This is a genomic window from Nocardioides panzhihuensis (assembly GCF_013408335.1).
Taxonomy (GTDB): Bacteria; Actinomycetota; Actinomycetes; order Propionibacteriales; family Nocardioidaceae; genus Nocardioides; species Nocardioides panzhihuensis.
Window position 1 is genome coordinate 3335405 of sequence record NZ_JACBZR010000001.1, and the last position, 12337, is coordinate 3347741.

Genomic DNA, 12337 nt, shown 5'->3' on the forward strand with positions numbered 1-12337 from the left:
ACCACCTCTCATGGATAGAACCGCAGCGCTGCGCAATCGCCGGTTCCTCGTCGTCATCGGCGGCGAGGGGCTGTCGATGACCGGGGATGCGGCATTCGCGATCTCGCTGGCGTGGCTGGTGCTCGAGGCGACCGGATCGCCAGCCGCTCTCACCGGCGTGCTCCTGGCACAGACGATCCCCAGGGGCGCGCTGCTGCTGATCGGTGGCTCGGTCACCGACCGGCTCACTCCACGCACGGTCATGATCGCCTGCCACGTCCTGCGCGCGGCGGGCGCAGCCGTCGTCTGTGCGCTCGTGGTCGCCGGGACCTGGGAGCTGTGGCACCTGTACGCGCTCGCCGTGGTCATGGGAGCCGCGGGGGCGTTCTTCACGCCGGCCGCGGACTCCGTCCTACCGCAGCTGCTCTCCCCAGTCCACTACGCCCGCGGCAACGCGATCCAGAGCATCACCGAGCAGGTGTCCTTCCTGATCGGCCCGCTCGCTGGGGGTGTCCTGACCACGGCGTACGGCGCGGGAATCGCCATCGGAGCGAACGCCGTGACCTTCGGCGTCGCGGCCATCACCTGCCTGGCCATCCCCTCCCTGGCCATCCCCTCCCTGGCCATCCCCTCCCTGGCCATCCCCTCCCTGGCCATCCCCTCCCTGGCCATACCCTCCCGGCACGGCACGTCCGCCGCACCTGCCGGTCTGGGCAGGCACGTCGTCGAAGGATTGCGGTACGCGTGGCGGACGCACAGCATGCGGGTCGTGCTCCTCGTGGTCTCAGCGGCGACGCTGAGCTACTCCGGACTGTTCGCGATCGGACTTCCCGTCTTGGCGCGATCCATGGGCGAGACCGCGCTCGGGTTATCCGTCTTGGTCTCCTCCTGGGGCGCCGGCCAGCTGATCGGAGCGCTCGCCGCCGCCATCACCGGACTCCCCAGACGATGGGGATGGCTGATCATCACGATGACCCTCGCCGAAGGCGCCGTTTTCATCCTTCTGGGCCAGGTCAGCGGGATCTGGTGGGCCGCCGCGTTGTTGTTGCCGCTCGGGGTGGGCGTCGCGTACAGCTCCGACGTCGCCCTGCCGACCTTCATCCAGACCACGACCCCACGTCATCTGCTGGCCAGGGCCAACTCCATCCTCGCGCTCTCCCGGGCGGTCTTCGAGCCGCTGTCGATCGCCATGCTCGGACTCGTCCTGCAGCGTTCGGTGCCCTGGGGTTTCGCGGCCGCTGCCCTCCCCGTGCTCCTCGCCGGGATGATCCTCGTCGCGAGCTCCCGAGCACGCGCCCTGTCCACCGGCACATGGTGAAACGCAAATGGACTCGAACCCAGCCCGACTCATCCGCCCAGGGGCCGCAGACCGATCTCGGTCAGTCGTCGCCCCCGCCGCCGGAGCAGCTCCTGGAAGGCGCCCGCGAGGGTCGACGGCCGGCGATCGAGCCAGCAGGCACCGATGTGCCGCACCGCCTCCGGGTTCGTCAGCGGCACCTCGACACAGCCGGTGGCGCCGTGCGGGTCGCGAGGCGCCAGGCTCACGCCGAGGCCGGCCGAGACGAGCCCGCGGAGGGTGGCGAGGTCGTCGCCCTCGAACCCGATGGTCGGCGTGACGCCGCTGGCCTGGGCGAGATCCTCGAGCAGCGTACGCATCCCATAACCGCGCTTCATGCAGATGAACGTCTCCTCGGCGGCCTCCTCGAAGCTCACCCGGGCGCGTGTCGACAGGCGGTGGCCGGTCGGCACGACCAAGACCAGGGGCTCGGTGTGCAGCCGCCACTGGCGCATGCCGGATGCCTCTTCGAGCGGCGAGATCAGTGCGATCTCGGCCGTGCCATCGGCGAGAGCCGCCAGGCACCGCGGACGCGAGGTCTGGATCAGGTCGACGGAAGCACCTGGATGCTCCTGGAGGAACGCCTTGACCAGCGCCGGCACGACCCTCTCGCCGAGCGTGCTCTGGAACGCGAGGGCGATCCGCCCGCGAGCGCCGGACTCCTGGGCCTGCACCGCCTCGATGCCTGCCGTGGCCGCAGCGACCGCCGCCGCCGCGTGCGGGGCGAGCGCCTCGCCGGCCCGAGTGAGCCGCAGCCCTCGACCGTGGCGCTCGACCACGTCGACGCCGAGCTCTCTGCCGAGGCGGCCGAGCATGCGGCTCACCGTGGGCTGGGGCATCTGCAGCAGGTCGGCGGCAGCGAGCGTCTGTCCCGTCTCTGCCAGTGCAGCGAGAGCCGGGAGCATCGGCAGGACGTTTCGGGCGGTGGCATCCACATCCGACATGCTATGCGAATCTGCATGCTTTGCAGGCCACCAATGCATTGGACGCATGGTTTCCGACTTCGTAGCGTGACAGGGGTGAGCGGACAGGAAGCGGTCGAGCCGGGGCATCGACGGGTGCTGATCGCGCTCGTCGCGATCGGGATGACGACGTTCGTGCAGCTCTACTACCCGCAGGCGCTGATTCCCGCGATCAGCCGCGACTTCACGGTCGACGCCTCGCACGCCGCACTCACCGTCTCCGCGGCGACGATCGGGTTGGCCGTCGCCGCGCTCGGCTGGTCCTGGGTCGCCGACCGGATCGGCCAGGCCCCGGCGATGACGATCGCCGTCGTCACCGCGGCGGTCATCGGACTGGTGGTCCCGTTCGCGCCCTCGTTCCCCGCACTCGTCCTGCTCCGTGTCGGGCAGGGCGTCGCCCTGGGCGGCACCCCGGCGCTCGCCCTCGCCTACTTGAACCAGCAGGTCAGCCGAGGCGCCGCCCTGTCCGCCGGGGCGACGTACATCTCCGGAACCGTCCTCGGCGGCGTGGCGGGACGGCTCATCGCCGCGCCGATCGCCGACGTCAGCGACTGGCGCGTCGCCGCACTGGTGGCCGGGAGCGTGAGCGCGCTCTGCGCCGTCGTCGCGGTCACCGCCCTCCCGCGCGAGCGCCGCGGCCCGGCGACGCCCCGGTCCCGACCGACGAGCATGCGATCGGGGATGCTCGCCAATCTCACCAACCCTGGCCAGCTGGCGCTCTACGCGCAGGCGTTCCTGCTGATGGGAGCGCAGGTGGCCGTCTTCAACTACCTCGGCTACCGACTCGAGCTGGAGCCGTTCGACCTGCCACCGTCGCTGACCGCCGTGATCTTCCTCGCAGGGCTAGCCGGCGCGGTCTCGGCCCGGTTGGCGGCCACGCTCGCCGGCCGCTTCGGCCGCAGACGCGTACTCCTGGCCTCATCGCTGACGATGGTCGCGGGCGCCGCGCTGACGATCCCCGACCGGCTGACCTCGGTGCTGATCGGACTGCTTCTGTTCACCACGGCCTACTTCTGCGCACACTCGATCGCCTCGGGCTGGGTGGGACCGATGGCGACCAGCGGAATCGCGCAGGCCACCTCGCTCTACACGCTGTTCTACTACGCGGGGTCCAGCCTCTTCGGCTGGCTCGGCGGCCTCGCCTTCGCCGCCGGCTGGACGGGAACCGCGAGCATGGTCATCGTGATCGTCCTGCTCGCGTTCACGGCCGCCCTCACGCTCCTCCCCCATCCTGCCGTCGAGCCCGGGGTGCACACCCCGTCCAAGACGTACGCAGCCCCTAGCTCTCCCCGGTGAGCCTAGCCACGCGTCAACCCGCGAATGCCGAGCGGCCTTGCACGGCGGAGGTACCGAGGTCGCTCTTGGGCAGCGCCGTCCCGGCGGCGACCGCCCCTGCCCAATCCTCGGTGCTGGCGACGGCCGCGAAGTTGGAGTGCAGGAGCACGAGCAGGGTCTGGTGCAGCTGGTCGGCGGAGACCTTGCCGGCCTCGTTGGCCAGGTGGATGGCACCCGTCGCGTCGGAGAGGATCTCCGCGGCCAGGCCGAGCTCCTCGGCACCGACCGCAGTGGCGATGTCGCAGTTGTTGGTCATGAAGCCGGCGATCGTGATGGTGTCAACCCCCTGATCGGCCAGCCACGCGGCGACGTCGGTGCCGGCGAAGACGCTGCTCTTGTCCTTGGTCACGCGCTTCCAGGAGGGCTTCAGGCGCGCCTCGATCTCCGGGTGCAGGGTCCAGCTGGGGCTACCGACGGCGAAGACCGGAGCGCCTTCCGGCAGCTCGTGCTGGACGACGACCACGGGCAGGTCCTGGCGCTCGGCGACATCGAGTGCGGTCAGGACGTTGGCGAGCGCCTGCTCGCGGGACGGGGACTGGATCTGCAGGATCCCGTCGAAGTACTCCTGCTGGACGTCGACGACGATCAGGGCGCGGCGGGGCGTGGTCACGAAGGGTCTCCTCGGTTCGATGGCGTTTGTCGTTCCCCTCCACTCTGGCTCGCTGCGAGCCGGTATCGTGAGTGGCACGAATGACGACTTTCGATGAGATTGGGCCACAATGCGCATCGTCGTACACGCCTTCGACGGCATCACCATGTTCCATCTCGCCACACCATTGATGGTCTTCGGCGAGGTCGGCCGCCTGGGCCTGGCCGACGGCTGGGACCCGGTCGTGTGGACCGAGGACGGGCGCGGCGTACGAACTGCCGAGGGGCTGCGAGTCGATGACGTCGCGGGCCCTGATGTCGTCGAGGGCGCGGAGCTGGTGGTCCTGCCGTCGTGGCCGAGCGATCTCCCGCCGGCCGACGCTGCCCTGAGCGGCAGGATCCGTGCCGCGCAGGCACGAGGCAGTCGCGTCGCGGGCCTGTGCCTCGGCGCGTTCCCGGTCGTGGACAGCGGGATCCTCGATGGCAGAGACGTTGTCACCCACTGGGGCGCGGTCGACGACCTTGCCCGCCGACGCCCGGCCGTGACCGTCACCCCGGCAGCGCTCTACCGCGACCACGGCGACGTCCTCACCTCAGCGGGCACGGCGTCTGCGATCGACGCCTGCCTGTCGATCGTGCGCTCTCACCTCGGTTCGGCCGCGGCAGCCACCGTCGCACGCCACCTCGTCGTCGCACCCCATCGCGACGGCGACCAGGCCCAGTATGTGGCCCGCCCCATCCCCGAAGCCGGCGGTGTCGGAGACCTCGGACCAACCATCGACTGGGCTCTGGCGCACCTCGACGCGCACCTCTTCGTCGACGACCTGGCGGACCGCGCCGGGATGAGCCGGCGCAACTTCACCCGACGATTCACAGAGGTCACCGGGACCACTCCCGCGCGGTGGGTCCTGACCCGCCGCCTCGACGAAGCGCGCCGCCTGCTCGAGACGACGACCTGGTCGATCAGCCACATCGCCGACGCGTGCGGCTTCAGCAGCGTCGTGACCTTCCGACAGAACTTCGCCGCGGCCTTCTCGACGACGCCGACCTCCTACCGCCGGAGGTTCGCGCCTCCAGGAACCCAGGCGTGATCCCGTGGCGAACGAGGCCCGAGCGGGTCACCCACCTGGGAGCACCCGGATGGAGGCGATCGCGAGATCTCCTGGCCCGGTGAGCGGGTCGAGCCGGAGCTGCTGGAGGCGGGCGGCTCCCGCGGGCAGCGGCATCCGGTAGGTCGAGGTCCCCGCAACAGTGTCGAAGCGACTGCTCCGTCCCTCGGCGAACCCGCCGTCAGTGGTCGCCCAGAAGAGCTGGCCGGCCCCAGCGAGCGAGGACTGCATCGTGATCTCCACGACCGCGCCGTCCGCGAGGTCGATGTCGACGCGCGGCCCGACAATATATGGGTCACCGCCGTTGGCGGAGAAGCGCAGGGCACCCTCAGCCGTGGTCAGCTCGCCCACGTGGTTACCAGGTGTCCAGCCCTCCGGGTCGCCGTCGGTCTCGAAGCCCCATGTGGCGAACGCGTTCGCCACCCGCACGGTCACCGTGCGAGTGATCGGCTCACCACCGTCGGCCGTCAAGGTGACCGCGACGTCATAGGCGCCCTCGGTCGCGTCCTCCGGCGCGGTCACCCGAATCGGCACCTCCTCCGAGACCCGGCGGCCGCTCGACTCGAGGTCGACCGGTGTGCTGGCGGGGGTGACGGTCCACTCGTCCGGCGCCTGCGCGGTCACCGTACCGGTGAACCGGTCGGGCGCGACGGCATCGATCCGCGCGGTCACGGTGCCGGTCCCGCCTGGAAGCACAGTGGTGCGGGCAGGGTCGACGGTCAGGTCGTACGACGTCACGTCAGCTCCCCGCTGCAGGTCGAGCGAGACCACGCTCACCGGGCGCAACGACACCGGACCCAGCAGCCCGGACGCCCGGTTGCTGTTCTGGATCTCGTTGGCCTGGGTGTTGGTGACGGTCACCTCGATGGTGTTGTCGCCCGGTCGCAACCGATCGGTGACGTCGGCGACGTAGGGCCGCGCGTCCAACGGGGTGGGCTCGTCTCCGTTGATCGAGACCGACGCCAGCTCACGGACGTCACCCAGGTCGAGTCGGATCCGCCGGTCCTCGGTGAGGAAGTCCTCGGGAACGTCGACGTCCCGCGTGTAGACACCCGAACCGGAGAAGCGCGGATCGAGGTCGGTCCAGCTGCGCAGCGGCCGCTGCACCGGACTGGCGCCGTCGGCCTCGAAGCGGAACTCCCAGTCGCCGCCGAGCGCGATCGGCTCCATCGGATCGGTGACGGTGGTCCGAGCGGCGTACTCGCGATCGCCGAGACGACCGACGGCATAGAGCGGTCCCGGCTTCTCCGCGACCAGGGTCGTGCGTACGGCGCCGTCGCGTGCGGTCACCTCTTCCACCTCGGCCGCGTTGGTCGCGGTCAGGTGAGGTGTACGTCCCGGCGCGTTCGCGCCCGGGCGGAACATCACCCACACCGCCTCGTACGGCGCGAGGTCGAGGTCGACCTCGGTCAAGGCCCCTTGCGCTGGTGGACCGGGGCGACCCGGCGCTCGCCGGTGTCGAGATCCCACAGCTCGGGCACCCCGGTCGCGTCGAAGTCGGCGGTGGTGCGCACCTCGTCGTCGCCGGTGTTGACCACGAGGAACGCCTGGTCGCCGCCGCGGCGGACCTGGCGGACCCGCAGTGCCGACGTCGCCGGCCGCATCGTCACGCCCGGTGTGACCCGCTCGCGGACCACCTCGGCGAGGCCGCTGCGGTCGGGCAGGAAGACGGCGAGACCGCCGCCGTGGGACTTCCGGCTTTCCGAGGGAGAGGCCGGATCGGTGCCGAACAGCGCCTGCAGCCGAATGCGCAGCTTGGCGTCGCGGCCCTCCGCCTCACGGGTGGGGAGGCCGTCGACCGCGACGACCGTGCCGCCGGTGCGCACCACCCGCTCGATCGTCGCCAGTGCCTCCAGCGACAGCACGTCGGCCCGAGGCATCACCAGGGTCTGCCACCGCTGGTCGCCGAGCACGACATCGCCGTCGTTCACCTCGAGATCGACGCCCAGGTCCTCGTCGCCGGCCAGGGCGAGCTCGTCGAGGTAGTCGAAGTCGAGCTGCGCCTGCAGCAGCGCGTTGGACGTCGCCTTCCAGGAAGCGTCGACCGGCCCGAGCGACGACCCGTTACCGGCGAACCCGCGAACCTCCCACGGGGTGCCACTCGCCATCACCGAGGAGCTGGGGTAGAGGACACCGACCGGGTTGACCGGTGTCGCGCCGCGGGCGGGCTCGGTCAGCCGGCCGACGTAGTCGGCGTACTCGGAGAATCGCGGCCAGAAGAGGTTCTGGAAGAACTCGCTCGGCGGGCTCTCGTGCGCCCGGTCGCCGTCGGTGGAGTAGTAGAACGCGTGGTTGTCGATCAGGTCGACGCCGCCGGAGGCCTGCCACGCGACGGTACGCCGCATCTCCTCCACCGTCAGATCCCAACCGAACGCGCCGAAGCTCTCCGAGAGGTTGCGCTCGCGCTGGAACAGATGGGCCACCGACGAGTTGAGCTTCGGCGTGATCGCCGACGTGTCGAGGCCGCTGATCAGGTCCATGCCGGGGAGGTGATAGTCGCGCTGCATCTCGAACCAGCTGCCACCCTGGATCAGCCGGTGGCTGCCGAGGTCCTCCTCCACCAGCGGGTTGGATATCAGGGCGATGTCGTGCTCCTCGGCCCAGCGGGCGAGCGGCACCGTGTGCGCTTCGTTGTAACGGTCAGAGAGAGCGTCGTGGTAGTCGACGCGCGCCTTCGTGGTGGCTGCTCCGGTGTCGTACCAGAGCGCCGCCAGGTCGCGGGTGAGGTCGTAGCCGGCGTTGTCCTCCAGGTAGTCGCGGAAGCCCGGTGTCCATGCCACCGAGCCGCGCGAGTCAGCGCCGCCGCGGCCGTCGGGGAAGTTGTTGTAGAAGCCGGGCTCGTCGTTGAAGATGCCGGGGATGGTGTCGCCGAAGTGCTCTCCGACCCGGTCGGCATAGACCTCGTGGGTGACGTCGATGAACTTCTCCGTCACGTCCGGGTTGAGCATGTCGACGTACAGCTCTTCCGGCTCGAGGTCGGGGTTGTAGTCGAGCAGCGGACGCTGCACCAGCTGAAGGACGCACCAGTCACCTTCCGGCGCGGTCCAGGTGAGCCGACCGCCCTCGGGGGTGAGCTCGCGCGCCGACGCTCCGTCCAGCGCCACGCCTCGCGCCTCCCCGTTGGTCCGGCAGGAGCCGCTCGCCGACTTCCGGTAGGCCACCGCGGCGACCAGCTCGTCGTCGACAGGACCGGGCCGGTCCTCGGCCGCGACCGGTTCGTCGTACGTCGCACCGCTGGCCACGTCGGTAGCGACCGGCGTGAGGTACCACGGCACGTAACGAGGATCGGGCTCGACGGTCCGGCCGTCGACCTCGCCGCCGCGGACGGTACGACCACCGGCGAAGCCGCTCGGCCAGTTGAGGTCGTCGTAGAGCCAGGCCTTCATGCCGCGATCGGCAGCCTGCTCGACGACGTGCTCGACCTTGTCGAAGTAGTCGGTGGACAGGTAGTAGTCGTTCTCCGACTTGCCGAACTCGCCGCCAAGACCCTGGCGGGGGTGGATGAAGAACTCCTCCACGCCACCTGCCTGCATCTCGTCGAGCTGGCGGTCGAGCTCGGCCTCGGTCAGCTCGCCGTTCCAGAACCAGAACGCGTGCGGCCGGCTGGTGGTCGGCGGGTCGGCGAACGCCGCCGGGTCGAGCCGGCCGGTGCGGTCGTCCCAGGCGGGTGTGCCGCCGCCGGACTTCTCGGCGTACGCGGGCTGCAGCCCGCCGACCAGCAGCGCCGCCGCGGCCAGGCCCGCCAGCGACCGCCCGACCACAGTGAGCCTCGGCGTCCTCATCGTCCGCTCCGCTCGGTGAACCGGTAGTCGCCCGAACCGACCTCGACCCGAACCACGTCGCCGTCCCGCTTCACGGAGATGACGCCGGGGGCGTCGGCCGCCGGGTCGCCGTCGACGAGCACGTCGCCGTCGGTCGGCACGACGATGGTGGCGGTCGTGTTGACCGGCACGGTGACATCGAGGGAGAGGTCGCCGTCGTCGAGGCGCCAGGCCGACCGGATCGTGCCGTATCCGCTGTCGTAGGACGCCTTCGCGTGGCTCAGCCCGCCGCCGGGCTCCGGGGCGATCGTGAAGTGCTCGTAGCCCGGCTTTTCCGGGTCGGGCTGGATGCCCGCCACGGTCTGGTACATCCAGTTGCCGACCGCGCCGTAGGCGTAATGGTTGAACGAGTTCATGTTGACGTCGCCGAAGCTGCCGTCGGGCATGATGGAGTTCCACCGCTCCCAGATCGTCGTGGCGCCCTTGTCGATCTCATAGCCCCACGACGGGTAGCTGCGCTGGTTGATCAACCGGTAGGCCACATCGGCATGGCCGGTCTCGGTGAGCACCGGCAGCAGGTCGGGCGTACCGAGGAAGCCGGTGGCCAGATGCCAGTCGTGCCGCTTCAGGTTGGCCACCAGGTGGTCGGCGGCGTAGTCGACGAGGTCGTCGGGCACGAGACCGAACGACAGCGCGATGACGTAGCCGGCCTGCGCGTCACCGGGCAGGCGGCCGTCGTCGGCGACGTACTTCTCCACGAAAGCCTGCTCCACGTCGTCGGCGAGCTCGGCGTACCGCTGGCCGTCCGCGTTCTTGCCGATCGCCGACGCCATCTCGGAGAGCAGCCTCGTCACGTGGGCGAAGTAGGCCGTGCCGATCAGGTCGCGCGGGGTGTTGTCGTCGAGGTTGAGCCAGTCGCCGTAGCCGGCGTCGGGCCGGATGTAGCCGTTGCTGTTGGTCTCCAGGTAGTCGATCCATGCCGCCATCGCGGCGTAGTTCTCCTCGATCACCTCGGTGTCGCCGTAGGTCTGCCAGACCGTGTACGGCACGGTCACGCCGGCGTCACCCCAGCCGGCGTTGCCCGCGCCCACGACGGGGACGTACGGCGCCACGTCGGTGAACGCGCCGTCGTCACGCTGCGCGTCGCGCAGGTCCTGCAGCCACTTGTCGCCCAGGAACGTCGAGACATCCATGTTGAAGGCTGCCGTCGGGGCGAACACGTTGATGTCGCCGGTCCAGCCCATCCGCTCGTCGCGCTGGGGACAGTCGGTCGGGACGCTCAGGAAGTTGCCGCGCTGCGACCACACGATGTTGCTCTGCAGCTGGTCGAGCATCGGGCTGGAGGTGTCGAGCGAGCCGGTCTCGGGCGCGTCGGTGTTCATCACCTGACCCACGACGTCCGACGGGCGGGGGCGGCCCGGATAGCCGGTGATCTCGACGTAGCGGAAGCCGTGGAAGGTGAAGACCGGGTCGATCGTCTCGACGTCGTCACCCCGCGCGGTGTAATGGTCGGTCGCCTTCGCCGACCGCAGGTTCTCGGTGTAGAGCGTGCCGTCGGGGTTGATCTCCTCGCCATAACGGATGGTGAGACGCTGGCCCGGCTTCGGCTTGCGGACCTTGATCCGGGCGGTGCCGACCATGTTCTGGCCCAGGTCGAAGACGTACGTGTCGGGTGCAGGCTCCGTCATCTGCCGCGTCGGCAGCTCCTGCGTCACCCGGACCGGCGGGTCGGCCTGTGCGACCAGCTCGGCGGTGACGTCGGTCTTGGGGACCACCGGCTTCCACGACGTGTCGTCGTAACCGGCGCGGGTCCAGCCGCGGGTCTCCTCGCGAGCGTCGTACTCCTCACCGTCGAGCATGTCGGAGACGCGGATCGCGCCGCGGGCACTGCGCCAGGAGGTGTCGGTCTTGACCGTCTCGGTGGTGCCGTCGGCGTAGGTGATCTCGAGCTGGCCGATCAGGCCAGGCAGCTCGCCGTAGAGGTTGGGTCCATAGATCGCGACCCGGCCGGCGTACCAACCGGTGGAGAGCCGGGCGCCGATGGCGTTGTCGCCGTCGCGCAGCAGGTCGGTGACGTCGTAGGTCTGGTACTGCACCCGCTGGGCGTAGTCGGTCCAGCCCGGGGCGAACCGGTCGGCACTGACCATCCGGCCGTTGAGCTGCACGTCGTGGACGCCCAGCGCGCTGACGTGGAGACGAGCCGACTCGACATCGCCGCCCACCTCGAACTCCTTGCGCAGCTGCGAGGTGCGCTCGTCCTCAACCTCCTCGGTCGGCGTCCATCTGATGGTGCGGTCCCCGGCCACCGGCGCACCGTCGGCATGGGCCCTGCCGTGCTCATAGACCTCGCCGGAGTGGCTCCACCAACCGGCTTTGCCCTCGACGTCACCCATCTCCAAGTAGTAGGTGCCCGGTTCGGCCGGCTCGTCGAGGCGCACCTCGCCCCAGCCGTTGTCGGCGTGGTCGACGACGCGCTCAGTCGCAACGACATCGCCCTCCGGCCCGTCACGACGAAGGGTGAGCGTGAAGTCGGCGTCGGCCGTGTTCCAGGTAGGCATCCGGCCGGCTGCCGCCACGAACGGTCGGTCTGTGGTGAAGGTCTGACCGAGGGTGCGGTCGACCAGCAGCTCGGCCGGCTGGTTCTGTTCGTTGTTGGCGGTCGGCAGCCAGATCGGCGCGTCGTGGGCGATCCACTCCGCCGACCAGTCCGACTTCTCCAGCAGTCCGGTCTCGAACCACGACACCGGGCTTCGCGGAGCGGCCCGGCCATCGGCGTCCCACACCTCGACGCTCCAGAAGTAGCGCGTCCGCGAGGTCAGATCCGGGCCGTCGTACGCCACCTGAACCGAGTCAGCCGCCTCGACCTTGCCGCTGTCCCACACGTCCGGGTCGCCCTTCGCCAGCAGACCAGGGCTGGACGCGATCTGCACCCGGTACGCAGTCTGCGCCTGGCCACGCTGACTGGCGCGCATCACCCAGCCGAATCGCGGTGTTCGATCGTCGATGCCGAGGGGGTGGCGTTCGCCGTTGGTGGTCAGCTTGCCCACCCGGAGATCACTTGGCTTGGCGGCCGCAGCGGCCCCGATCCCGTGCACGCCACTGCCTAGAAACAGCAGGGCGACCGTGACTAGCGTGGCGATGATTCGTGGCATGGGCTCCACTCCCAGGTGGGTCAGATCAAGCCGAATAAAAACGTTTCAAACGCGCTCTGGAACCTAGCGAGGTGACGTGCATCACGTCAATGAAGCGGCCGGATGCGGCCACGTC

The 12337-nt window shown here is 70.0% G+C and carries 8 protein-coding genes; 3 read left to right on the forward strand and 5 right to left on the reverse strand.

What is annotated here, in order from left to right:
• Positions 1–10: 10 nt before the first annotated feature.
• Positions 11–1297, forward strand: a complete 1287-nt coding sequence (locus BJ988_RS15825; protein WP_179658839.1) for an MFS transporter — start codon at positions 11–13, stop codon at positions 1295–1297.
• A 29-nt stretch (positions 1298–1326) separates the two neighbouring features.
• Here BJ988_RS15825 and BJ988_RS15830 read toward each other — a convergent pair whose 3' ends face one another.
• Complete coding sequence (locus BJ988_RS15830) at positions 1327–2259, reverse strand: LysR family transcriptional regulator (protein ID WP_179658840.1); 933 nt, start codon at positions 2257–2259, stop codon at positions 1327–1329.
• A gap of 75 nt (positions 2260–2334) precedes the next feature.
• Between BJ988_RS15830 and BJ988_RS15835 the strand changes: the two genes are divergently transcribed.
• Positions 2335–3573, forward strand: a complete 1239-nt coding sequence (locus BJ988_RS15835; RefSeq protein WP_179658841.1) for an MFS transporter — start codon at positions 2335–2337, stop codon at positions 3571–3573.
• Between the two features lie 13 nt (positions 3574–3586).
• On the opposite strand, the gene BJ988_RS15840 is transcribed toward BJ988_RS15835, so the two are convergent.
• Positions 3587–4222 (reverse strand): isochorismatase family protein, encoded by a 636-nt coding sequence (locus BJ988_RS15840; protein WP_179658842.1) that lies wholly within the window; start codon positions 4220–4222, stop codon positions 3587–3589.
• A gap of 109 nt (positions 4223–4331) precedes the next feature.
• Between BJ988_RS15840 and BJ988_RS15845 the strand changes: the two genes are divergently transcribed.
• A complete protein-coding gene (locus BJ988_RS15845; RefSeq protein WP_179658843.1) occupies positions 4332–5291 on the forward strand; it encodes a GlxA family transcriptional regulator in 960 nt (319 codons plus the stop codon).
• 27 nt (positions 5292–5318) lie between these two features.
• Here BJ988_RS15845 and BJ988_RS15850 read toward each other — a convergent pair whose 3' ends face one another.
• From BJ988_RS15850 to BJ988_RS15860, 3 genes are read right to left on the reverse strand one after another with little or no spacing between them, the layout of a single operon-like run.
• Entirely contained in the window at positions 5319–6722 is a 1404-nt protein-coding gene (locus tag BJ988_RS15850; RefSeq protein ID WP_179658844.1) for a glycosylhydrolase-like jelly roll fold domain-containing protein, read from the reverse strand.
• Positions 6719–9091, reverse strand: coding sequence for a glycosyl hydrolase family 2 protein (locus BJ988_RS15855; RefSeq protein ID WP_179658845.1), 2373 nt, complete (start codon positions 9089–9091; stop codon positions 6719–6721). Before BJ988_RS15855 ends, BJ988_RS15850 begins: the two co-directional genes overlap by 4 nt.
• Positions 9088–12222: a glycoside hydrolase family 78 protein gene (locus tag BJ988_RS15860; RefSeq protein WP_179658846.1), complete on the reverse strand. Its 3135-nt coding sequence runs from the start codon at positions 12220–12222 to the stop codon at positions 9088–9090. The genes BJ988_RS15855 and BJ988_RS15860 overlap by 4 nt, the downstream gene beginning before the upstream one ends.
• Positions 12223–12337: the final 115 nt, after the last annotated feature.